Source organism: Klebsiella sp. GFKo11 (assembly GCF_056490265.1).
In genome coordinates, this window is sequence record NZ_CM151369.1 from 1969395 (window position 1) to 1993780 (window position 24386).

The 24386-nt window shown below is 52.5% G+C and carries 21 protein-coding genes and 1 riboswitch; of the genes, 9 read left to right on the top strand and 12 right to left on the bottom strand.

The genetic code is table 11. The annotated features are described in order from the left end of the window. The first annotated feature begins 62 nt into the window (after window positions 1-62). Entirely contained in the window at window positions 63-407 is a 345-nt protein-coding gene (locus AC07P6_RS09565; RefSeq protein ID WP_182240018.1) for a YejG family protein, read from the top strand. 3 nt (window positions 408-410) lie between these two features. Here the strand turns inward: AC07P6_RS09565 and yejF are convergent, their stop codons facing one another. The 10 genes from yejF to yeiP all read right to left on the bottom strand — a co-directional run bounded on the left by yejF (window position 411) and on the right by yeiP (window position 12965). Continuing rightward, a complete protein-coding gene (gene yejF / locus AC07P6_RS09570; protein WP_478316103.1) occupies window positions 411-2000 on the bottom strand; it encodes a microcin C ABC transporter ATP-binding protein YejF in 1590 nt (529 codons plus the stop codon). A gap of 1 nt (window position 2001) precedes the next feature. Then, the gene (locus AC07P6_RS09575; RefSeq protein ID WP_478316104.1) at window positions 2002-3027 is read right to left on the bottom strand and encodes a microcin C ABC transporter permease; all 1026 of its coding nucleotides are present in this window, start codon (window positions 3025-3027) and stop codon (window positions 2002-2004) included. Continuing rightward, window positions 3027-4121, bottom strand: a complete 1095-nt coding sequence (locus AC07P6_RS09580; protein ID WP_112213053.1) for a microcin C ABC transporter permease YejB — start codon at window positions 4119-4121, stop codon at window positions 3027-3029. The genes AC07P6_RS09575 and AC07P6_RS09580 overlap by 1 nt, the downstream gene beginning before the upstream one ends. A gap of 9 nt (window positions 4122-4130) precedes the next feature. Then, window positions 4131-5936 (bottom strand): extracellular solute-binding protein, encoded by a 1806-nt coding sequence (locus AC07P6_RS09585; RefSeq protein WP_434662334.1) that lies wholly within the window; start codon window positions 5934-5936, stop codon window positions 4131-4133. A 70-nt stretch (window positions 5937-6006) separates the two neighbouring features. Then, window positions 6007-7569 carry a cyclic di-GMP phosphodiesterase gene (locus AC07P6_RS09590; protein WP_434662336.1) on the bottom strand — a complete coding sequence of 521 codons (1563 nt, stop codon included), beginning with the start codon at window positions 7567-7569 and terminating at the stop codon, window positions 6007-6009. Window positions 7570-7752: 183 nt separating this feature from the next. Further along, window positions 7753-8322: a bifunctional murein DD-endopeptidase/murein LD-carboxypeptidase gene (gene mepS, locus AC07P6_RS09595; RefSeq protein WP_110272352.1), complete on the bottom strand. Its 570-nt coding sequence runs from the start codon at window positions 8320-8322 to the stop codon at window positions 7753-7755. 426 nt (window positions 8323-8748) lie between these two features. Then, window positions 8749-9462 (bottom strand): phosphatase PAP2 family protein, encoded by a 714-nt coding sequence (locus AC07P6_RS09600; RefSeq protein WP_478316970.1) that lies wholly within the window; start codon window positions 9460-9462, stop codon window positions 8749-8751. Between the two features lie 36 nt (window positions 9463-9498). Then, entirely contained in the window at window positions 9499-10476 is a 978-nt protein-coding gene (locus AC07P6_RS09605) for a CobW family GTP-binding protein (protein ID WP_304260656.1), read from the bottom strand. Window positions 10477-10596: 120 nt separating this feature from the next. Further along, complete coding sequence (locus AC07P6_RS09610; RefSeq protein ID WP_478316105.1) at window positions 10597-12063, bottom strand: mannitol dehydrogenase family protein; 1467 nt, start codon at window positions 12061-12063, stop codon at window positions 10597-10599. 329 nt (window positions 12064-12392) lie between these two features. Beyond that, window positions 12393-12965, bottom strand: coding sequence for an elongation factor P-like protein YeiP (gene yeiP / locus AC07P6_RS09615; protein WP_112213059.1), 573 nt, complete (start codon window positions 12963-12965; stop codon window positions 12393-12395). 148 nt (window positions 12966-13113) lie between these two features. On the opposite strand from yeiP, the gene AC07P6_RS09620 reads away from it, so the two are divergent. Next, window positions 13114-13365 carry a YkgJ family cysteine cluster protein gene (locus AC07P6_RS09620; protein WP_304260653.1) on the top strand — a complete coding sequence of 84 codons (252 nt, stop codon included), beginning with the start codon at window positions 13114-13116 and terminating at the stop codon, window positions 13363-13365. A 24-nt stretch (window positions 13366-13389) separates the two neighbouring features. Here AC07P6_RS09620 and AC07P6_RS09625 read toward each other — a convergent pair whose 3' ends face one another. Further along, window positions 13390-14088 carry a transcriptional regulator YeiL gene (locus tag AC07P6_RS09625; RefSeq protein ID WP_304260652.1) on the bottom strand — a complete coding sequence of 233 codons (699 nt, stop codon included), beginning with the start codon at window positions 14086-14088 and terminating at the stop codon, window positions 13390-13392. A gap of 135 nt (window positions 14089-14223) precedes the next feature. On the opposite strand from AC07P6_RS09625, the gene rihB reads away from it, so the two are divergent. Then, window positions 14224-15156: a ribosylpyrimidine nucleosidase gene (gene rihB, locus AC07P6_RS09630; protein WP_478316106.1), complete on the top strand. Its 933-nt coding sequence runs from the start codon at window positions 14224-14226 to the stop codon at window positions 15154-15156. Window positions 15157-15419: 263 nt separating this feature from the next. After that, window positions 15420-16670 carry a NupC/NupG family nucleoside CNT transporter gene (locus AC07P6_RS09635; RefSeq protein WP_478316107.1) on the top strand — a complete coding sequence of 417 codons (1251 nt, stop codon included), beginning with the start codon at window positions 15420-15422 and terminating at the stop codon, window positions 16668-16670. A 36-nt stretch (window positions 16671-16706) separates the two neighbouring features. On the opposite strand, the gene setB is transcribed toward AC07P6_RS09635, so the two are convergent. Beyond that, window positions 16707-17888, bottom strand: coding sequence for a sugar efflux transporter SetB (gene setB, locus AC07P6_RS09640; RefSeq protein WP_182239995.1), 1182 nt, complete (start codon window positions 17886-17888; stop codon window positions 16707-16709). A 331-nt stretch (window positions 17889-18219) separates the two neighbouring features. On the opposite strand from setB, the gene fruB reads away from it, so the two are divergent. From fruB to AC07P6_RS09665, 5 genes are all read left to right on the top strand, one after another. Next, window positions 18220-19350, top strand: coding sequence for a fused PTS fructose transporter subunit IIA/HPr protein (gene fruB / locus AC07P6_RS09645; RefSeq protein ID WP_142512989.1), 1131 nt, complete (start codon window positions 18220-18222; stop codon window positions 19348-19350). After that, window positions 19351-20289, top strand: a complete 939-nt coding sequence (fruK, locus tag AC07P6_RS09650; protein ID WP_110272362.1) for a 1-phosphofructokinase — start codon at window positions 19351-19353, stop codon at window positions 20287-20289. Between the two features lie 16 nt (window positions 20290-20305). Further along, a complete protein-coding gene (gene fruA / locus AC07P6_RS09655) occupies window positions 20306-21994 on the top strand; it encodes a PTS fructose transporter subunit IIBC (protein WP_304260641.1) in 1689 nt (562 codons plus the stop codon). 153 nt (window positions 21995-22147) lie between these two features. After that, a complete protein-coding gene (locus tag AC07P6_RS09660) occupies window positions 22148-22630 on the top strand; it encodes a GNAT family N-acetyltransferase (RefSeq protein ID WP_110272438.1) in 483 nt (160 codons plus the stop codon). Between the two features lie 245 nt (window positions 22631-22875). Beyond that, a riboswitch (cobalamin riboswitch) is annotated at window positions 22876-23099 on the top strand. A gap of 223 nt (window positions 23100-23322) precedes the next feature. After that, window positions 23323-24375 carry an ABC transporter substrate-binding protein gene (locus AC07P6_RS09665; RefSeq protein ID WP_110272439.1) on the top strand — a complete coding sequence of 351 codons (1053 nt, stop codon included), beginning with the start codon at window positions 23323-23325 and terminating at the stop codon, window positions 24373-24375. Window positions 24376-24386 lie beyond the last annotated feature (11 nt).

The window sequence follows — 24386 nt, forward strand, 5'->3', positions numbered from 1 at the left end:
TCAATAATGTGTTAGCATTGATGTGAAATTATTGTGAAGTATTTTGCTTCCGGGGAAAACACGTGAATACACTGCAACTCTCTATCGTACACCGTCTGCCGCAGAGCTATCGCTGGCTGGCCGGTTTTGCAGGTTCAAGAGTTGAACCGATTCCGCAAAACGGCGCGCAGAGTGAAAACAGCCTTGTTGCTTTGAAATTGCTGAGTCCGGATGGCCAAAATGCATGGTCGGTCATGCATAAGCTTAGCCAGGCGCTCAGCGACATCGAAGTAGATAGCTCTATTGTTGAATGCGAAGGGGAACCGTGCCTGTTTGTTAATCGCCAGGACGAGTTTGCTGCAACCTGTCGCCTGAAAAATTTCGGCGTGGCGATTGCTGAACCTTTCTCTGGTAATAATCCATTCTGACCGTCAGCTTAGCGCCAGCAGCTGGCGGGTATACTCCTGTTGCGGAGCGGTAAAAACGCGCTCGCACTCCCCCTGCTCGATAACCTCTCCCTGCCGCAGTACCATGACTTGATGACACAGTGCCCGCACTACGCGTAAGTCGTGGCTGATAAAAATATAGGCCAACTGATGCTTTTGCTGTAACGCCTTCAGCAAGGCCAGAATTTGCGCCTGTACGGTCTTATCCAGCGACGAGGTCGGTTCATCCAGCACGATGAGCTGAGGCTTAACGACTAATGCCCTGGCGATAGCGATGCGCTGACGCTGACCACCGGAAAAGGCGGCTGGATAGCGATGACGAGATTGCGGGTCCAGTCCTACCTCCTGCATCGCCTGTATCACCGCCTGCTCCCTCTCGGCAGGGGTGAGCGTCGGCTGATGCACGCGCAACCCTTCTTCAATGATTTGCAGGACATTGAGCCGTGGATTCAGCGATGAGTTAGGGTCCTGAAAAACAACCTGCATACGACGGCGTAGCGGCAGCATCTGACGACGATTGCGCCCCTGAAGTGCCTCACCATCAAAATTAATCGTTCCCTCAGAGTGAATCAGGCGCAGAAGCGCCAGCCCGGTGGTACTTTTACCAGAGCCAGATTCGCCGACCAGACCAAGGGTTTCTCCGGCGCGTAAATGAAAGCTGAGGGCGTTAACCACCCGATTATGATCGACGACCCGGCGCAGCAGCCCCTTGCGTATAGGAAAAGAGATACTCAAGTTTTCTGCCCGCAGCAGCTCCGGCGCATCGGGAGCCAGCGGCACCGGATCGCCCGACGGCTCGCTATCTAGCAGGCGGCGAGTATAAGAATGCTCAGGCGCAGAGAATAGCGCCTGACAGCTATTTTGCTCGACGCAGCGGCCGTTTTGCATCACCGCCACGCGATCGGCGAGCTGACGCACGATACTCAGGTTATGGGTGATAAATAGCAACCCCATGTTGAGCTCTTGCTTGAGTTCGCGCAGCAGCGCAAGGATTTGTGCTTGAACCGACACATCCAGCGCGGTAGTGGGTTCATCGGCAATAAGCAACTCCGGACGCGTCAGCAGCGCCATGGCTATCATCACCCGCTGGCGCTCGCCGCCGGAAAGCTGATGTGGATAATCGCCTAGTCGCCGCGACGCATTGCGGATCCCCACGCGATCAAGACAGTCGAGGATCTCCCCGCGCGCCGCCTCTTTACGCATACCACGGTGCAAAGAGAGCACTTCGTACAGCTGCTTTTCGAGGTTATGTAACGGGTTTAGCGAAACCATCGGCTCCTGAAAGATCATCGCGATGCGGTTACCGCGCACGCCGCGCAAGGTGTGTTCATCAGCGTGCAGCAGCGATTGACCGTGAAAACGGATATCGCCGCTGGGATAGCTGACCGGCGGAGAGGGCAGCAGGCGTAGCACCGACAGCGCCGAAACGCTTTTGCCGGAACCGGATTCGCCCACCAGCGCCAGGGTTTCGCCCGCCGCGATTTGCAGCGACAGCTCGCTGACGACGGTGGTGGTTTCACCCTGCTGGCGGAAGGCGATGGAGAGGTTATCAATATCTAACAGAGGTTGCGTCATGCTACACCGCCTTGCTTGGGTCGAAGGCGTCGCGAACCGCTTCACCGATAAAAATCAACAACGTCAGCAGCACTGCCACCGACAGAAAAGCGGCGATGCCCAGCCACGGAGCCTGAAGGTTGTTTTTCCCCTGCAACAGCAGCTCGCCCAAAGACGGGGAGCCCAGCGGCAGACCGAAGCCGAGAAAGTCCAGCGAGGTCAGAGTGGTTATTGAACTACACAAAATAAACGGCAAGAAGGTGAGGGTGGCGACCATAGCATTTGGCAGCATATGGCGCAGAATAATCGCCCGATCGCTAACGCCGAGCGTCTGCGCGGCGCGAATATAGTCATAGTTGCGGGTGCGCAGGAATTCAGCGCGGACGACGCCCACCAGCGTCATCCAGCCGAACAGTACGGTAATCGCCAGCAGCCACCAGAAATTGGCCTGGACCACGCTTGAGAGCAGGATAATCAGAAACAGAGTTGGCATCCCTGACCACACTTCGATGAATCGCTGTCCCCAGAGGTCGACTTTTCCGCCGTAATACCCCTGGATTGCGCCAGCCATTACCCCCAGCACGCTGGAGAAGAAGGTCAGCAACAGACCGAAGAGAATAGAAATTCGCGTCCCATAGAGGATTCGCGCCAGCACATCACCGCCGTTAGCATCGGTGCCCAGCCAGTTCAGCTTTGACGGCGGAGACGGAAAGGGGCTGTCGCTGGCGAAGTTAATGGTCGTCGCACCAAAACGTACCGGCGCCCACAGGGCCCAGCCGTTATCGTCCAGCTGCTTTTGCAGCCACGGATCCTGATAGTCGGCGGCGGTAGCAAAGCTGCCGCCGAAGGTGGTCTCGCTGTAGTTTTTTAATAGTGGAACGTAGAGGCTGCCGCGGTACTGCACCAGCAGAGGTTTATCGTTGGCGATAAGCTCGGCGCACAGACTACAGGCGAAAAGCACCAAAAAGATCCACAGGGACCAGTAGCCGCGACGGTTGTGGCGAAAGCGCGCCCAGCGGGCCTGATTGACGGGACTAAAAAAAGACATTAGCGGCCCTCAAAATCGATACGCGGATCGACCAGCGTATAGCTGATATCGCTGATGATATTCAGCAGCAGGCCAATCAGGGTAAAAATATACAGCGTGCCGAACATCACCGGGTAATCGCGGGAAACGGTGGCTTCATAGCCCAGCAGCCCCAGTCCGTTTAGCGAGAACATCACCTCAATGAGCAGTGAGCCGGTAAAGAACATGCTGATAAAGGTGGCCGGAAAGCCAGCAATCACCAGCAGCATGGCGTTGCGAAAAATATGACCCCAGAGGATCTGCTTTTCACTCACTCCTTTGGCACGGGCAGTGACCACGTACTGCTTGCGGATCTCATCAAGAAAGCTGTTTTTGGTCAGCATGGTGAGGGCCGCGAAACCGCCGATCACCGTCGCCAGCACGGGGAGCGTAATGTGCCAGAGATAGTCGAGGATTTTTTGATACCACGGCAGGCTATCGAAGTTGGCGGAAACCAGCCCGCGTAGCGGGAAGAGATCGAAATAGCTCCCTCCGGCAAAGATAACGATCAGCAAAATCGCGAACAGGAATGCCGGGATCGCATAGCCGATAATAATCAGCGTGCTGCTCCAGACGTCAAAATGGCTGCCGTTGCTGACTGCTTTGCGGATCCCCAATGGAATCGACACCAGATAAATAATCAACGTGCTCCACAAACCGAGGGTGATGGAGACCGGCAGGCTGTCTTTAATCAGCTGTAGTACCGACGAGCTGCGGAACAGGCTATCGCCAAAATCAAAGCGTAGATAATCGCCGAGCATTTTAAAATAGCGCTCGTGCAGCGGTTTATCAAAGCCGTAGCGGTGGGTTATTTCAGCTATGACCTCCGGGTCGAGCCCGCGCCCGCCGCGATAGTGTCCGTCGCTAATGTTACTGACGCCGGTACGCGCATGGCTGGCGCTCATTCCGCTTTCTCCGGCCCCGGGCAAACTGCCGCGATCGCCAAACTCAATGGCTGCAATCGCCTGATCGACCGGGCCGCCGGGCGCGATTTGCACAATAAAAAAGTTAATGGTGATGATCGCCCATAGCGTTGGGATGATCAGCAGTAGTCGGCGGAGCAGATATGCACCCATCTTAATTCCTTAACGTCTGTCCGCGGGGAGCCTGGCGGCTTTGCGTGCGTCGTACCACCAGTTTTCAAAACCAGAAGAGTAGACCGCGCGGGTCTGCGGGAAAGAGAATTTATCCCAGTATGCGGTTCGGTCCTGCGCCATATACCACATCGGCAGCATGTAATAGTTCCACGTCAGCACGCGGTCGAGAGCCCGGCCCAGCGGCAGCAGCTTCTCCTTATTGCCCTGCCAGCGAATAATTTGGGCAATCAGCTGGTCGACGGCCGGGCTTTGTACACCGGAAGCGTTGTAGCTGGAGTCAATATATTCAGAGTCCCAGGAGATTTGCAGGTCAGTACCGGGCCAGGGCGTGGCGCGCCAGACGTTGGGCATCATGTCGTAATCGCGGCTGCGCTTGCGGTTGCTGTACTGGGAGTTGTCGACCTGGCGAATATCCATCGCAATCCCGAGCCGCTGAAGGTTGTGCTGAAAGGGCAGAACCCAGCGATCGCTGCTCCCGGAAGGAAGTAGCAGCTCAAAGCGTAACGGTTTGCCGCTTTTCGCGTTAACCCGCCGCTGGTTTTTCACCACCCATCCCGCCTGGTTAAGGATGGCATCTGCTTTGAGCAGGTTTGCGCGCTCGAAACCGTCGCCACTGGAGACCGGGGGCAGGTAGATCTGCGTGAAAACTTCGGCTGGGATCTCCTTTTTCAGCGGCGTTAGCAGAGCAAGCTCTTCGGCATCTGGATAATCACGCGCCGCGTATTCGGTATTCTGAAAGAAGCTATTGGCGCGGCTGTAAGAGTTATAAAACAGCGCCTTATTCATCCATTCAAAATCAAACGCGAGAGTTATGGCTTCGCGTACCCGCCGGTCGGTAAATACCGGGCGCTGGATGTTGAAAGCCAGCCACTGGGTATTCTGCGCCGAGGTGTTGGTATATTCATCTTTGACGATGTAGCCATGGGTAAAATTGCGCCCCACATAGCGGGTGGCCCAGTTCTTAGCGATATTCTCTTCGCGTCGGTCAACGGCTCCGGCTTTGAAGGCTTCAAAGGCGACGTTGTCATCCAGATAGTAATCGTAGCGCAAGGTGTCGAAATTCCAGCGCCCACGATTAACCGGTAAATCAGCGGCCCAGTAGTCTTTTACTCGCGAGTAGGTGATGTACTGACCCATACGCCAGGCGGTCACGCGGTACGGACCGCTAGCTAACGGTGGTGAAGAGAGCGGGTCGCTGAGCTTATGGTTACGCCAGAATTTTTCCGGCATCACTGGCAGGGAGAACAGGCTGAGCATATTCTCTTTGCCCGGTTTTGCCAGCTCAATGCGAACCGTTAGCGGGGCGATCGCTTTAACGGTGGTGCCTTTATAATAGAGGCGAAATTGCGGCACCCCTTCGGTCATAAACTTTTGAAAAGTAAACGCGACATCGCTGGCGGTTATTGGGCTGCCGTCATGGTAGCGGGCGTGTGGATTGAGGGTTATCTCCATCCACGAAAATGCTTCGTCGTAGCGAGCGCTTTCGGCAATCAGCGGATAGTAGCTGCCGGGTTCGTCATCAGAGGTGGTAAACAAGGAGTCGTACAGCGTTTCGGTACGTATGCCCGGGTTGCCGCGCAGCGCGTAGCGATTGAAGTTATCAAAGGTGCCAATGGCCGCAAGGGTAATCGCACCGCCTTTCGGCGCGGCGGGGTTGGCATAATCGTAGTGGTCAAAGCCAGCGACGTATTTAGGCTCGCCGATAATGGCGAACGTATTGCTCTCTTTAATCGCTTGCGCCTGGCTCTGCAGGCTAAATAAGGTCAGCAGTATCAGGCTGATGCGTACAAACATAACCAGGATATCGTCCTCCAATGACAGGCCTGAAGTGGCCTGACCTCTGATAGCGAATGATAAAGGAGACTCAGCGGGTTGTGAAATATTTCGCGGGTTCATTGTAGGCGGCGACCAGCGCTTCCAGGGTCAGCGGTCGGCTTAACCAGTAACCCTGCAGATAGTTCACTCCGTGCTGGCATAGCCATTCGGCCTGTTCCTGCGTTTCCACACCTTCGGCGACCGTGGTGAGCTTCAGACGGCGGCTCAGCGAGATCACGGCATCCAGAACCGGTGATGTCACGGTTTCGGTGCCGATAGCTTGCACGAAGCCGCGGTCAATCTTCAGATAGTCGAAGTTATAGCGCTCCAGATAGATAAGCGCACTATGCCCGGTGCCAAAATCATCAATCGCAATTTCAAAGCCTTGCTCATGTAGCCAATCGAAATTCTCCAACGACCGGCTTTTATCGATCATCGCGCGCTCGGTAATCTCCAGCACCACGCTAAAATGGCCAGAAGGCATAGTTGTCGCGAAATGTTGAAGATCCTGCTGAAAACTGTCGGCATGCAGGTGGGCGGGTGAAATATTTATCCCAAGCTTGCTACCAGCGGGCAGAAGGCTTTGCAGAGTCACCGCATCATGGGCTATCAGTTTTAACAGATGGCGGGTGAGAGGGATAATCATCTGCTGGGCTTCAGCCAGGGTGATAAACACGTCGGGAGGGATCTCCCCGGCGGTCGGGTGCCGCCAGCGCATCAGTACCTCAATACCGCTAATTTGCAGCGTGTCGGATTTCACTACCGGTTGGTAAACCACGTAAAACTGATCGTTTTTGATCGCCAACAGCAGTTCTTTGCGCGGGTCAGATTTGATAGTCAGGACGTAATAGCTCAAAAACCCTGCCAGCAGGCCGCATACCACGCCAAGCAGCAGGGCAAATTGGGTATTTTCTGCCAGCCAGCTGTTGGCGTAGAGATAAACTTTGAGCGGCAAACCGTCAATTTGCACCTGGCGGATTGGTGGCGAGAGTAGCGTTTGCGGGTCGATAAGTTTATTGCTGAAGGTGGAGATGGCAGTGTGGTTAATGGCCAGGGCAAGTCCGCTGAAATCGTTCTGCCGGGCAGAGTAGAGAATATAGGGTGTCAGGTTGGCATTAATCGAGACAAAAACACCGTCTTCTCCACCGTGCGGACTGCGGACCCACATCGCCAGCGCGGCGCTTTGCGGCATCATGGGCGTCCCCGGCAGAATGGCCATATCGACCGCTTTAGAGATATCGAGCTGGGGGATGAGCTGGGTTAAAGGCGTATTCATTGCCCCGGTGGCGGAAGAACAAAACGCGAAACCATTTTTAACCAGCAGGAGCGCACGCACGTTTGGGCTGAATGCAGCATGGGCGGTTAATCCAGAATCGACATTTTCACAGGGCTGATCGACTAGCGGTTGCAGGCCATCAATGGTCTGATTTAAATCGTGGAAGTAGCTCTTAAGATACGCATGAACATTATCAATGATGACGTCGAAACGCTCTGCCCGATTGTGATAAATCACCATAAACTGAATGCTACCGGCCAGCAGGGCGACGGCGATTCCGATACATAAGCTGGTTAGCCAGATTTTACGCCGAGGAGAGAAGTGACGGGTAGGCATAGGCTATATCAGTCCGTGTTATTGATTTGCGCCAGGGGGGCATAGAAGTCGTTTTTTCCATCCCCACTTAAAGACATAGCTTATATTGCCAGGTTCATTCGCTGACGAGCAAAAAAAAACACTGCCTCGGCAGTGTTTTCCTTTTTCTGGCATTGGCCAAGGGATAACCAATATCAGAATAGTTTACGAGCGGCTCAGAACTCGTCGCGCTTCGTTATAGCGCTTTTTCCAGTACGGCTCATCCATGCTTGAAATCGTCACACCGCTGCTGGTGGATGCATGAACAAACTGGTTGTTGCCGATATAGATGCCAACATGTCGACCTGTAGAACCTGCACGGAACAGAACTAAATCACCAGTACGCAGTTGAGAACGCGTAATGGATTTACCTGAATCCTGCTGCTCAGAAGTTGAGCGCGGCAGTTCCAGACCAAACTGTTCACGGAAAGTACGTTGCACAAAGGCAGAACAATCAATGCCTTTACGAGTGCTGCCACCGAGGCGGTAACGCACGCCCTTCCAGCTGGCATATTGATCCATCAAACGGGACTTAACGTCCAGATTGCGAACCATTGTTTCAAATTCATCCTGAGAGGCTTGCAGTGATGATAAATCGCCACTACCCACAGCAAGCGTCTCAGAATGCATATTTCTGGCGGTACTATTTGAACTACACGCGGAAAGCAGAACCGCAACTGCAATCGCGGGGGCGACCCGCAAGATATATCTCAAAATCGGCTGAGATTTGACCATGCTGTGTGTTATCCCTTGTTGTCCTTAACGACAATGTCGTTATAAAAAATGCCAAACGTGTTAGAGCCTAATTACCTGGTCGCAATGAGACAATTCCGTAAGCATAAAATTGTGGCCTAACGCACAAATTTATTCATTCTCTGAATTGATGTCGCTGGAAAGGCAAAACGAGATCGAGATTACCCGATCAAACAAGGGATGGCGAGCGGTTTCGCGCAATTTCTTATAAGTATTTTTGCGACAAAAAGTGAATCATCGGGAAAGGGTAAAATAGCGTCAATTGTGGGTAAAAAATATGCAATCCACTCATTTCTATAATGATTAATGTGACGGGAAGATGATGGAGGGATGAGAAAAAATGAGCTGAGAGAAAAGGGACCCAGAACGATCCCTTATGAATGATATTAATCATTTGTAAGGCGGAGTTTAATTTTTTGTTTTTCCGCCGGGTAGATAACGTTCAAATAAAGATATCACTTTATCGCTCAGTGGGGTCATCAACACCCAGGGCGCGCCAATCAATACGGCAGTTAATGAACCGACGGCAATATCGGTAAACCAGTGAGCGCCAATCATTACGCGCGGGAACGCGAAGACCACAAATATGACCAGCGCAATAGCCAACGCGCGATGACCAAAATAGCGCCACATAAAGGCGGCAAAAATCAGCAGCATCATGCCGTGATCGCCCGGGAAGCTATCCTTAGAGGCATCTTTAGTGGGAAATGAGATCACATCACTCACTTTAGTAATGTCGGTGAAAGAGAGCGAGGGGCTGGCGCGTTTGACCGGCATCAGATGCTGAGCCAACTGATTGATGACGACGGCGGCGAGCAGCATTACCAGGCCGATGATAATCACCCGGCGGCGTCCGGCGCTCTGTTCTTTAAACCAGAAGCTCAGCATCAGGCTGCCCATTGCCAGCAGCGAGCAGGCGTCGAATGCGCGGTTGTTGATAATTGCCAGCAGCCAGGTGTAAGCAGGGCTCACTCCAACCAGGTGGTTAAAGAAATAGAAGATAGCGGAATCCAGCGGATTCCAGAAACCATGGTTAACAGGAAAGTACCACGAGCAAAATAGCGCTATACCCGCCGCGTTCAGCAGCAGGATAAGGGGAATTCGATTTTTAATCATAATTATCGCGTGTTGTGTAAAACGACGGCAACCATAGCCGCCTTAACTTAAACGAAGCTTCAACAAGGAGGCCTGTAGCGCGTTCCAGTCGGTATCGGAATCAGCGATCAGCTCAATGCGGCTATCCGGCGGCGCAACGTTCTGCGTCTCAATATGCAGGTCAAGCTGCTGGCGATTGATACGCACCAGTCCTTCGGCAATACGCATCACGCCTTTAACGCGCCCGACCGGCGCCAGTCGCGCCCATTCGAGCAGGCCAACGGTGTCAAAAATGGTCTCGGCGTCAAAAATCCAGCCGCAGGCCTGATAGCCCTGACCGCTATTAAGACTGCGGCGCCAGCGCTGGTGGGTAGGGAGATTAAGCGCCGCCAGACCTGGTTTTTGCCCGTGGCTATGCGCGTGTTCAGCGCTTTCAGGTAGCGGCGTGACGTTGCGGCGCGGCAAATCAAGCCATACCGGGTCAATATTGCCCTGGGTGGCGCTGACGTGCTGACGCTCTCCGGCATAGGTCTGCCACCATGTTGCAAAGGCCAGTTGGCTTTCGCTGGTCGCGCGGTCCGCTTTATTGGTGATGACAATATCGGCGGCGGCTAACTGGTCGCGAAAGTTTTCGTTGGTCACCACCTTTTCGTCGAGCAACTGACGCGGGTCCAGCACGCATAGCGTCGCACGCAGGTCGATCCACGGCTCGTATACGGCGGCGGTCAGAATATCGAGGATCTGTTTAGGATGGCCAAGACCGGTTGGCTCTATTAACAAGCGGTCAGGTTTTCCCTGGCGCAGCAGCGTATTGAGCCCAACCTGCATTGGCAGGCCGTTGACGCAGCACATGCAGCCGCCGGGGATTTCTTTAAGCAGGGCTCCGCTCTCGGCCAGCAGTGCGCCGTCGATGCCCACTTCGCCAAATTCGTTGACCAGAACGGCCCATTTTTCATCCGCGGGCTTATGGGCCAGCAGATGCAAAATCGAGGTCGTTTTGCCACTGCCGAGAAATCCCGTGATCAAGTTAGTTTTGGTCACCTTTTCTCCAGGATAAATGTAATGTTGTAACAGTTGAGACTATCCTGACGAAAAAAAAGTGAAAAGAGAAGCCTTACCGCGGACAGATAAGGTTCTCTGTCCGCTTAAAGGCAGAAATTGTTAAGAATTTAGTGCGGCGCTAATCGCCTGGCGAGTGCCGGCGGTCACAAGTTGATGCCACGCGGCGGTGATGTTGGCGACGAACTGCGGATTTTGCGAAAGGTCGCAGCCAAAAATTTCTTCCAGGGAGAGTAGGGCGCTAACGCGCTGTTGTTCATTGCTGGCGGATACAATTTTTCCAATTTTATCCGCCAGCGGGTCGCGGATATCAATCTTATTTCCAGCGTCGTCAATGCCGCTGACATAGCGCATCCAGCCCGCCACGCCCAGCGCCAGCAGCGGCCACTGGCTGCCGCGAGCAAGGTGGATACGGATACCGTCAAGCATACGCTGCGGCAGCTTCTGGCTACCGTCCATAGCAATTTGCCAGGTGCGATGCTTCAGCGAGGGGTTGCTGAAACGCTCGATCAGGCTGTCAGCATAGGCCGTCAGGTCGACACCGGTGATTGAGAGAGTTGGTGCCTGTTCATCAAGCATCAAACGGTAAGCGGCGCTGCGGAAAACCGGGTCCTGCATACAGTCGCTGACATGTTCGTGGCCTGCCAGATAGCCCAGCCAGGCGAGAAACGAATGGCTGCCGTTGAGCATCCGCAGCTTCATCTGTTCCCACGGCAGCACATCATCCGTCATCTGTACGCCAGCTGCTTCCCAGTCCGGGCGGCCGGCAACAAAGTTATCTTCGACAACCCATTGAATAAACGGCTCGCAGCTAATCGCGCAGGGGTCTTCCACTCCCAGCACGGCGCTAATCTCCGCCAGCGACTCATCGGTGGCGGCTGGCACAATGCGGTCCACCATCGTGCCGGGAAAGCTGACGTGTTCAGCAATCCACTGCGCCAGGTCCGAATCGCGTTTTTCAGCCATTCCCAGCACGGCGTTTTTCACCACATGCCCATTGTTGGGAATATTATCGCAGGAGAGAACGGTAAACGGCGCCAGTCCACGTTGGCGGCGGCGCGCCAGCGTTTCGACCAGAATACCGGGCACCGATTGCGGATGCGTAGGGTTTTCCAGGTCATGAATAATGCGCGGCTGCGTCATGTCCAGCAGGCCGCTGGCAGGGTCAATACAGTAGCCTTTCTCGGTAATGGTTAGAGAAACAATGGCGACCTGCGGTTCGCAAAATTTCTCAATAATGGCAGCCAGCGAATCAAGTTTGGCGTTCAGACATTCATGCACTGCGCCGACAACGATCGGCTGATTGCCCTCGGCCCCTTTCTCCAGCACGGTAAACAGATGATCTTGTTGGCGAAGCTGGCTCATAAGCAGATCGCCGCTGAACAGGCTAATCTCGCAAATCCCCCAGTCCCCACCGCTGGCGTTGAGCACCCTGTCGGTGAGTAGGGCCTGGTGCGCGCGATGAAACGCGCCGAAACCGAAATGCACAATACGCGAACGCAGTTGGTTGCGATCGTACTGAGGGAGCTGCACGCCTTCCGGCAGCGTAGCTGTAGCAATGGTAGTCATTATTCATACACCTGATTAACTGACGATTAACATTCGTCAGTGTAAAGTTATATGACAACAAGTTAAATTGGTGAGCCGAATTTATCCACTTTGTGTGAACTTGATCAATCAGCCAAGCGGTCTATCTCGTCAGGCTTGAGAGCGATGACCATAGCGTAGCAGTAAATAACACATTATTGGTATAATAACTTTGGCGAGGAGCGCGACGGTTGTAACCTTGAGTTGATATGAACCAAATGACCTGCGATACCAGATAAGGATAAGGTACGAACAAAAAAGGACAGCCTGGCGCTGTCCTCTGTGTTTCATTTTGGCAGAAAAAGCAGGACTTAGTCCGCGCGGCCCATATAGCGGCTCTCTTCGATATGGATACGAATGCGCTCGCCTGCGCTCAGGTATTCAGGAACCTGAACCACCAGTCCGGTGCTCAGGGTCGCCGGTTTGTTACGCGCACTTGCGGATGCACCTTTGATGCCCGGCGCCGTTTCGACGATTTCCAGGTCAACGGTTTGCGGTAGTTCAAGGGCCAGCAGCTGACCGTCCCAGGTCAGAACCTGCATGTCCGGCATCCCACCTTCAGGAATAAACAGCAGTTCTTCTTCAATCTGCTCTTTAGTAAAGATATACGGGGTGTAGTCTTCTTTATCCATAAAGACGTATTCGTTGCCATCAATATAGGAGAAGTCAACGAAACGACGGGTCAGGGTCACGGTATCGACGATATCATCGCCTTTAAAGCGCTCTTCCACTTTCAGGCCGGTACGTACGTCAGAGAAACGCATTTTGTACAGCGTTGCGGCGCCACGGGCGCTGGGTGACTGAATATCAATGTTTTTAACAATCAGCAGTTTGCCGTTGTAATTCAGCACCATACCTTTTTTAATTTCATTCGCTCTTGGCATTGCGGTAATCCTGTCACATAAAGGGTCAAAAATATCGCGTAAAACTACTCGCGCCGGGCCTTTCAGGCAAGTGGAATTCGTGTGTTTTGCTATCTTCAGGTAAAACGTTTAGTCTGGGCCGCCAAAAGCGTTATCAGAAGAGTCGATTATGGAATGCCGCCCTGACTGCGGAGCTTGCTGTGTCGCTCCTTCTATCTCCAGCCCCATCCCGGGAATGCCGCACGGTAAACCGGCAAACACCCGCTGTATACAGCTCTCGGAAAACAACCTGTGCAACATTTTTGGCTCGCCGTTAAGGCCTAAAGTGTGCGGCAGCCTGAAGCCTGAAGTGGAGATGTGCGCGGCGAATCGCGATGACGCGATGACCTGGCTTCTTCATCTTGAACAGAGCACGTCTTGAAGCCATGAACTGCTTTTCGGGATCTCAATATAATAAATCAGCAAAATTATTATCCGGATCCATCTCCCGCGCGAGGGCGATCAGTTTTTGCTTATTACCAAGAGCGTAGCCGGATTTTTGTTTAACCAGCAGGCCTTCCTGGCAGAATTGTGCGATCACATATAATAAATGACGATACGACACGCCCATATATTCCGCCGCCGGGGTATGTTTTTCGTGATAAATATCACAATGCTGAGTTAATAAAATAAATGCTGCCAGACGATTCACCAGCGGAAAAGATTGATTTTGGGTGAGCGAAACGATGTTACGATAGTTTTTTTGGCTTAACGCGATACAGAGATTACGCAGGAAAATGACGTCGTTCAGCAACAACGGGCGGAATGAAGCAATGGGCAGCGCCAGGCACCAGCACTCTTCGATGGCCTGAACGCCACGCGGATCGTGATGTTTATCAATGAGTTCTATCTCGCCGATAAAGCAGGGCGCGCCAAAGAAGTCGATCAGCGAGACCCGACCATTAGCTGATGTGGTGTAAAGCTTAGCCCGGCCGCGTGCGAGGTAAAAAAGGTGCGCAGGTTGAGCCCCCTCTTTGACAATATAATCCCCTGCCACAACGTGGAACAATCGTGTATCCCGCACAACATCGACGGAAAACTTTCCCAGGTACCCCGAGTCGCTTATCAATTGCTGCTTGAGATTTTCATTTTTGATTTCTTTCACGGTCGCTTCCCGGTATGAGATTTCTCATATTCAGTATCAGTTTTCGCCTGGTATGCTGCAAACGTTAATCCGATACCTGTTTAATCCTGCTGTAATAACATAAAAATGGCGTAAAAGCGAAAAGAGGAAATAAAAATGGAAAAAAGAAAAATTATACTCGACTGCGATCCAGGTCACGATGATGCTATTGCGATAATGATGGCGGCCAGACATCCGGCAATTGATTTATTAGGGATAACGATTGTTGCGGGTAACCAAACGCTGGATAAAACGTTAGTCAATGGATTAAATGTTTGCCAGCACTTAGATATCAATGTGCCGATTTATGCCGGGATGCCACAGCCAATTATGCGTCAGCAAATTGTCGCTGATAATATTCATGGTGAAACCGGACTCGATGGGCCGGTATTTTCACCGTTAACTCGTCAGGCAGAAGAAACGCATGCGGTTAAATATATTATTGACACGCTCATGGCCAGTGAAGGTGACATCACGCTGCTCCCCGTTGGCCCACTGACCAATATTGCCGTCGCCATGCGAATGCAGCCGGAAATCCTGCCGAAAATTCGCGAGATTGTATTAATGGGCGGTGCTTATGGTACCGGAAACTTTACGCCATCGGCAGAGTTTAATATTTATGCCGACCCTGAAGCCGCTCGCGTGGTATTCAGCTCGGGTGTCCCTCTGGTCATGATGGGCCTGGATTTGACGAATCAGACGGTCTGCACCGCTGACGTTATTGCACGCATGGAAAAAGCCGGCGGTCCGGCGGGACAGTTGTTTAGCGATATCATGAATTTCACCCTCAAAACGCAGTTTGAAAACTACGGCTTAGCGGGTGGCCCGGTGCATGATGCCACCTGCATCGGCTATCTGATTAATCCTCAGGGCATCAAAACACAGGACATGTACGTTGAGGTGGATGTTAACAGCGGCCCCTGCTATGGCCGTACGGTCTGCGACGAACTGGGCGTGCTCGGTAAAGCGCCGAATACCAAAGTCGGCATCACCATTGATACCGATTGGTTTTGGGGTTTAGTCGAAGAGTGCGTACGGATGTACCGTTAATCACTTTATGCCAGGCGTGTGGGATATCCCTCATCGCCTGATATACCCGTCGTCTTTCAAGCGGCTTCTTTGTTGGCTACGTTCGTTCACCCCAGTCACTTACTTGAGTAAGCTCCTGGGGCTTCTCTCTCTTGCCGCCTCGAAGCAACTTGAAATCCATTGGGTATAGAAACAGGCGGGCAGTAAGCGGTCGCCCGCAATAATATCAGACATACCAAAACCTGGCGTAATGCCGGGTTTGCTGGCATCAAGAGATAATCATTATGGATATAATGAGAAGTGTTTTGGGTATGGTGGTATTACTGGCAATCGCTTTTCTGCTGTCAGTAAATAAAAAAAGAATTAGTCTGCGCACGGTTGGCGCGGCGCTGGTACTGCAAATTGCCATTGGCGGCGTTATGCTCTATTTTCCGCCAGGAAAATGGTTGGCGGAGCAGGCGGCTTTCGGCGTAAATAAAGTGATGACCTACAGCGATGCCGGTAGCGCATTTATTTTTGGTTCACTGGTCGGGCCGAAAATGGATCTCTTATTCGATGGTTCTGGTTTTATTTTCGCCTTTAGGGTATTGCCTGCCATTATTTTTATCACCGCATTGGTCAGCCTGCTTTATTATATTGGCGTAATGGGAATACTGATCCGAATTCTTGGCGGAATTTTCCAGAAAGCGCTGAATATTAGCAAGATTGAGTCATTTGTTGCCGTTACCACCATTTTCCTTGGGCAAAATGAGATCCCGGCGATCGTTAAGCCCTTTATTAACAAGCTAAATCGTAATGAGTTATTTACCGCGATTTGCAGCGGGATGGCTTCTATCGCCGGGTCGACGATGATTGGCTATGCCGGGCTGGGCGTGCCGATTGATTATCTGCTGGCGGCATCGTTGATGGCGATTCCCGGCGGTATTCTGTTTGCCCGTCTTCTTAGCCCGGCGACTGAAGCATCGCAGGTGACTTTCGAAAACCTCTCCTTCACCGAAACGCCGCCGAAAAGTTTTATTGAAGCCGCGGCTAGCGGCGCGATGGCTGGGGTGAAAATTGCCGTGGGCGTGGCGACGGTAGTGATGGCGTTTGTGGCAATTATCGCTCTGATCAACGGCGTGATTGGCGGTATCGGCGGTTGGTTCGGTTTTGGTCACGCGACTCTGGAGGGGATTTTTGGTTATGTCCTGGCACCGCTGGCATGGTTAATGGGCGTTGACTGGAGTGATGCGACGCTGGCGGGCAGCCTGATTGGCCAGAAGCTGGCGATTAACGAGTTCGTGGCCTACCTCAACTTCTCGCCATTCCTGCAAACGCCGGGATCGCTGGATGTGAAAACTATCGCCATTATTTCGTTTGCGCTATGCGGTTTCGCCAACTTTGGTTCCATTGGCGTGGTGGTTGGCGCATTCTCGGCAATTGCACCCCAGCGTGCGTCTGAAATTGCCCAACTAGGGATGAGGGCGCTGGCTGCGGCAACGCTGTCAAACTTAATGAGCGCAACAATTGCCGGGTTTTTTATTGGCCTGGCGTAATACTCTGGTGTGCCGCTGATGCGGCACACCGCTGCTTTACACGTCTTTAATACGCCACAGGCAGGCCTGGGTAGCCACGCCCATGACTAGCGCAATCCAGAATACGGCGTGATAGCTCCAGACTTCTGCAACAACACCCGCCAGCGAACCGGCAATAATCCAGCCGACGCGAATGGTATTGGTATAGAGGGTCGTGGCCGCCCCGGCCTGGCCTGGCATCAGGTCCTGAAAATAGAGCATACCGATACCGGCCAGAATGCCGATAAAAATAGCATTCAGCACCTGCAGGGCCAGCAGCAGCACGGGGGTGTGTACGGTTAGCATGCCGACATAAAACAGCACTCCGGCAATTGCAGAGATCTGCATCAGGAAACGCTTGCCAAAGCGTTTGGCGTAGTAGCCTGCAATCAGCATGGTCGGGATTTCCAGCCCGGCGGCGGTCCCCATCATTAATCCAGCTAGTTTCTCGGGTAAATGCAGCTCATTAATAATGAACAGCGGCATATTAATGATGTACAGGCTGTTGATTCCCCACATTAGCGTACAGATGATAAACAGCAGCAGCGCATCGCGACGGTTGGTTCGCGGTGCTTGAAGATGGCCTGTAGCCGTTTTTGGCTCTTTACGCATGCTGGGAAGGAAAAACCAGACCATCGCGCCGCAGACCACGAAGGCAATCGCCGCGCTGAGATACATCACCGTAAAGCCAAATCCCATCGCTAACGCATAAGCCAACGGTGGCCCGATAACCCACGCCAGCGAAACCTGTGCGCGCAGAATCGAGCTAAACATGACCGCCTCGCGGCCCGTTTTGTCCGCATGTTCGCGGGCGAGGGCGAACATTTGCGGGTTCGCAGTGGAACCAAAGCTGCTTAGAAACACGCCGACAAACAGCAAAATAAAGTAGTTACGGTTCCAGGCGAATAGCACGCAGGCCAGCACGCCCATCAGACAGCAAAAGACAATCAGCTGTTTGCGGTCGCCTTTGCGATCCGAACGTCCGGCAAGAAACTGGCTCACCAGAATGCCGATCACCGCGCTACCAGTAAAAAAGAAGCCGACCATCGCCGGTCGCACATGCACTTCGTTAGTTAAAAACAGGCTCAGGGTAGGCGTTTGCAGCGCCCCGGCAATGCCCGTCAGGAAGGCGACGATCAGGAAGGCGGAGGAGGTTAAATCAAACCCGCGTCGTGGGAAGGCGGCGCTACTGTTTTGCATGTCGATGTTCTGTGGTTTCAGGAATCGCGGAGTTTACGCCGCCAGTCAGAAAATGAACAGTGGCATGGCACGAATAAATCAAAAAGACGTTTCAAATTTTCAACTTCAGCAAAAAGCTGAACCAGAAAGGTATTCGTCACCTGCACTTCAGCAAAAGTGTGCAGTATCTCTAACTTCTGTTATCAGGTTGCTAAGTTTTCTTGCGCGATGACTAATAAAGGTACAGACTCCTTGAAACGTTTCAGCGTCATCGGGAGATTCTCCAGCAGGTAGATGACGCATTTTTTCTCAAAGTAGCTGAAACGATTCAATTCAGCAGGAGAGGAGAACCATGTTCCAGTTATCTGTGCAGGATATTCATCCCGGTCAGCAGGCCGGCAATAAAGAAGAGGCAATTCGTCAGGTTGCTTCCGCGCTGGTCAGTGCGGGCAACGTGGCGGATGGCTACATTAACGGGATGCTGGCTCGCGAGCAGCAAACCTCCACTTTCCTGGGTAACGGCATTGCCATTCCGCACGGCACTACCGACACCCGCGACCAGGTGCTGAAAACCGGTGTTCAGGTTTATCAGTTCCCGCAGGGCGTGACCTGGGGCGAAGGGCAGACCGCTTACGTCGCCATCGGTATCGCCGCCAGCTCGGATGAACATCTGGGACTGCTGCGTCAGCTGACCCATGTACTGAGCGATGATTCCGTTGCTGAACAGCTTAAATCCGCGACCACCGCTGAAGAACTGCGTGCTCTGCTGATGGGTGAAAAGCAGAGTGAAGTGCTGAAGCTGGACAACGACACGCTGAGCCTGGACGTTGTCGCCAGCGATCTGCTGACTCTGCAGGCGCTGAACGCCGCGCGATTGAAAGAAGCTGGTGCCGTTGATGCTTCCTTTGTCAGCAAAACGATTAATGAACAACCGCTGAACCTCGGTCAGGGCATCTGGCTGAACGACAGCACTGAAGGTAACCTGCGCAGCGCCGTTGCGGTCAGCCGTGCAGCAACCGCTTTTATCCGCGATGAGCAGCCGGTTTCCCTGCTGATTACCGTAGCGATGGCTGATGACCAGCCGACAGCGGTACTTAATCGCCTGACCAATTTACTGCTCGACAAAAAAGCTGACCGTTTGCTGAAAGCTGATGGCGCTACGCTGCTGGCGTTGCTGACCAGCGATGATGCCATCGCTGAGGACGTGCTGAGCGCTGAATATGTGATCCGCAATGAGCACGGGCTGCACGCGCGTCCAGGCACTATGCTGGTTAATACCATTAAACAATTCTCCAGCGACATTACCGTCACCAACCTTGATGGTTCGGGTAAACCGGCCAATGGCCGCAGCCTGATGAAAGTCGTGGCGCTGGGTGTGAAGAAAGGTCACCGTCTGCGCTTTACCGCGCAAGGTGAGGATGCGCAACAGGCGCTGGATGCGATTGGCGAAGCTATCGCCGCAGGCCTTGGGGAGGGCGCATAAATGAGCAGACGTGTCGCAACGATTACTTTAAACCCGGCCTATGACCTGGTGGGGTTTACCCCGGAAATTGAACGCGGTGAGGTTAACCTCGTGCGTACCACCGGCTTACATGCTGCCGGGAAAGGGATCAACGTTGCAAAAGTGCTGAAAGATCTCGGCATCGACGTCACCGTGGGTGGCTTCCTGGGTAAAGACAACCAGGATGGATTTCAGCAGCTGTTCAGTGAACTGGGCATCGCGAACCGTTTTCAGGTTGTGCAGGGTCGTACTCGTATCAACGTCAAACTGACGGAAAAAGACAGTGAAGTGACCGATTTCAACTTCTCTGGCTTTGAAGTGACGCCTGGCGACTGGGAACGTTTTGTTAATGATTCCCTGAGCTGGTTAGGTCAGTTCGATATGGTTTGCGTGAGCGGTAGCTTGCCGTCCGGTGTGAGCCCGGAAGCGTTCACCGACTGGATGACCCGTCTGCGTAGTCAGTGCCCATGCATCATTTTTGACAGCAGCCGCGAAGCACTGGTTGCTGGCCTGAAAGCGGCTCCATGGTTGGTGAAACCTAACCGTCGCGAGCTGGAAATCTGGGCGGGTCGTAAGCTGCCTGAAATGAAAGATGTGATTGAAGCCGCCCACGCGCTGCGTGAACAGGGGATTGCCCACGTGGTTATCTCCCTTGGCGAAGAAGGCGCTCTGTGGGTTAACGCATCCGGAGAGTGGATTGCTAAGCCGCCTTCAGTCGAAGTGATTAGCACCGTTGGTGCGGGGGACTCTATGGTTGGCGGCCTGATTTACGGTCTGCTAATGCGCGAGTCCAGCGAGCATACGCTGCGTCTGGCGACGGCGGTTGCCGCGCTGGCGGTGAGTCAAAGCAATGTCGGTATTACCGATCGTACCCAGTTGGCCGCAATGATGGCGCGCGTCGACTTACAACCCTTTAATTAACAGCAGGAGAGGCATAATGAAAACGCTGCTGATTATTGATGCCGGGCTTGGACAGGCTCGCGCCTATATGGCGAAGACCCTGTTGAGCACTGCGGCGCAAAAAGCGCAACTCGAACTGATTGATAACCCGAATGACGCTGAACTGGCGATCGTGCTGGGCGCGGCGCTGCCAGCTGATAGCGCGCTGAACGGCAAGAAGGTTTATCTTGGCGACATTAACCGCGCCGTGGCTCACCCGGAACTGTTCCTCAGTGAAGCCAAAAGCCACGCGACGCCTTACACCGCTCCGGCGGCGGTTGCTTTACCGGCTGCGACCAACGGTCCGAAACGCATTGTGGCGGTAACCGCTTGTCCGACTGGCGTAGCGCATACGTTTATGGCGGCGGAAGCGATTGAAACCGAAGCCAAAAAACGCGGCTGGTGGGTGAAAGTTGAAACTCGTGGCTCCGTGGGCGCGGGCAACGCGATCACCCCGGAAGAGGTGGAACAAGCGGATCTGGTGGTGGTTGCTGCTGATATCGAAGTCGATCTGGCGAAATTTGCTGGTAAGCCGATGTATCGCACCACCACCGGCCTGGCGCTGAAGAAAACCGCTCAGGAGCTGGATAAAGCTGTCGTTGAGGCGAAACCGTACCAGCCTTCAGGTAAATCCCAGGCGGCAACGGAGGGGAAAAAAGAGTCTGCGGGGGCATACCGTCACCTGCTGACCGGCGTTTCATACATGCTGCCAATGGTTGTTGCGGGCGGCCTGTGTATTGCGCTCTCCTTTGCCTTTGGTATTAAAGCCTTTGAAGTACCGGATACTCTGGCAGCGGCGCTGATGCAAATCGGCGGTGGCTCAGCCTTTGCGCTGATGGTTCCGGTGCTGGCGGGCTTCATTGCCTTCTCTATTGCTGACCGTCCGGGCCTGACCCCTGGTCTTATCGGCGGTATGCTGGCAGTGAGCACCGGGTCTGGGTTTATCGGCGGTATTATCGCTGGTTTCCTTGCTGGTTATGTGGCGAAAGCGATTAGTACGAAGCTGAAATTGCCGCAAAGTATGGAAGCGCTGAAACCGATTCTGATCATTCCGCTGGTTTCCAGTCTGATCGTCGGTCTGGCGATGATTTACCTGATTGGTAAACCTGTTGCCGGGATCCTTGAAGGTCTGACCCACTGGCTGCAAACCATGGGTACGGCGAATGCGGTTCTGCTCGGTGCGATCCTCGGCGGTATGATGTGTACCGATATGGGCGGTCCGGTAAACAAAGCAGCCTATGCGTTTGGTGTTGGCCTGCTGAGTACCCAAACCTATGCGCCGATGGCGGCGATTATGGCGGCGGGAATGGTTCCACCGCTGGCGCTGGGTCTGGCAACGCTGGTTGCGCGTAAAAAGTTCGACAAAGCGCAGCAAGAAGGTGGCAAAGCCGCGCTGGTCCTCGGTCTGTGCTTTATCACTGAAGGGGCGATTCCATTCGCTGCTCGTGACCCGATGCGCGTCCTGCCTTGCTGTATCGTTGGTGGTGCGGTGACCGGCGCGATGTCCATGTGGGTTGGCGCCAAATTGATGGCACCGCATGGCGGTCTGTTTGTTCTGCTGATTCCTGGTGCGATTACGCCGGTTCTCGGCTACCTGATGGCGATTGTTGTCGGTACGCTGGTCGCAGGTCTCTCCTACGCGGTGCTGAAACGTCCTGAAGTTCAGGTGGAAGAAAAAGCAGCCTGATAGACCTTGTAATATCTTCATTAAGGGCAGAGTTTTCTCTGCCCTTTTTTATTGTTTCTGACGCTAGTGGTTTTCCCTGCCTGAATTGTTATTATTCTTTTTCCTTGTCTAGTTTGGGCCAGCCATACTATGTTTCCATTTACGCTTCGTGAAATGACTCACGCTGATATTCCCGCAGTTCAGTCGTTCCTTGTTCAGCACCTCAATCTGTTCTTCAACGCTGGTAGATCAATACCTTCTGCCGATGAGGATATTTTTAATCTCGAACAGCAGTATATTTCGCAGGAAAGGAATTTGCTGCTTTGTGCATGGGATGAAAAACAGGAGTTAATCGCTACACTGGCAGTATGTCAATATGATGACAGGCTCGCTGAGTTGCGCGGGCGTTATAATTTGTCTGAAACCGCAGAAATTTGCCGCTGTTATGTGGATAAGCGCTATCGCAGACAGGGCATTGGTAGTCAGTTGATCGCTTTTGCTGAGGAATTCTGTCGGCAGCAACAATATAAAACCTTATATCTTCACACGCATCATTTTTTGCCTGGAGGCTATCATTTCTGGTTGCGTAATCATTTTAGCGTTGTGATGGATATGCAGGATAAATGGCAGTTGGTTCATATGGAGAGATCACATTAATAAATGAACCCAACGCTAATTGGACGCATTGTTGATAGCGATCAATATATTTAATTTGAGGTAAGCAAACCGAGTATATAGTTTGATCAGTGTCAATTAATTCTCATTTAGCTTTTTGTGATTATTTTCAAGCATAACTTTCTGGTAAGTGATTTTGTTGTAACTGATTGTATTTTATTGCTATTTTTATATTAGTATGACGTTTTGATCGTTTCGTCATACGGTTGACCTTGTTTACAATTGCCGCTAGAGTCGCTTTCGACAGCATTTCATTACATTTTTGTATTTGAATAGGAATATGGTGCGAATTGTTAAATTCAATGCCATAACTGCCCCCGCAACTGTAGGCGGATGCAGAATATCCTTGTGCGGTTAATTAACCGCTGGTCACTGTAAAGTTTGTCTTTATGGGAAGGCTGATATTCTGGTTACCGTGAGTCAGGAGACCTGCTGTCAATAATGTTGTATACCATTGAGTGGACGGGATGGTCCATGGGATGAATTATTTGACGCAGGCAGTAGTGTATTTATGAATAAAATTTTGGCTAAGTAAGGCTTATTTGCATTTTTTGCATATCTTTATTCTTAAATTTCACGATTCAATGTCATCTATCTTCATGTCTCCTCCCGATATATGGAACGAAATGAGCCATGACCAGACCTTCAGATCTGGCATCAACGGGACGATGATAATGCACGCTAATTTTACTTCTTTCACTTCTAAAAAAACGCTTCTGATTATTGCAGGCGCAACTCTACTACTCAACTCCAGTGTCGCCAGTGCGGCAAAAACTGAATATCCCTTAACGATTAAAAACTGCGGCCGCGACATCACCTTCAATCAGGCCCCTAAACGTGTGGCGACGGTGGGTCAGAACAGCACTGAAATTCTCTATTCGCTCGGGCTTGCCGATCGCGTTGTGGGTACTTCGCTGTGGTTTGGTCCTGTACCTGATGCGTATAAAGCGGCAAACGAGAAAGTAGACGTCATTGCGCAAAATATTCCCAGCTTCGAAGGGATTATTGCTAAAAAACCGGAGCTGGTTGCCAGCCAGTTTGAGTGGCAAATCGGTCCTGCGGGTACGGTTGCCTCTTACGAGCAGTTTAGTGAACTGAACGTTCCGGTCTACACCGCACCTGCCGACTGCGCGAAAGATAACGAAGATGGCGGTGATGGCGTCCGTAAAGGTATGTTTGATATTGCCATGGTGTATCAGGAAGTCGCTGATCTGGCAAAAATCTTCGACGTTCAGGATAAAGGCGATGCGCTGATTGCCAGTCTTAAAGCACGTGAAGCAGCAGCGATAAATAAAATTTCCGGCATGGATAAAAATGTCTCAGCAGTATTCTGGTTCTCCAGCGCCGACCTGCAGCTTGATCCATACGTGGCAGGGAAGTTTGGTCCAGCCGCATGGATTGCTCAGAAGCTAGGCGTGAAAAACGTTATTGATTCAGCCGAAGAGTGGCCAACGGTAGGTTGGGAGACCATTGCCAAAGCCAATCCTTCGGTCATTGTACTCGGTGAGATGAGTCGTCGCCGCTTCCCGGCCGATGACTGGCAGGTCAAGATGGATTACCTCAAGTCCGACCCAGTCGCCAAACTACTTCCTGCGGTGAAGGAAAATCATCTGCCTGTCATTGACGTACAAACAATGAACGCCGGCATCAGAACTATTGATGGGCTAGAAAAACTGGCTGATGCCCTGGTTGAATATGGCTTAGCGCATCCACAGGCCTCTCATTAATCTACGTTTTG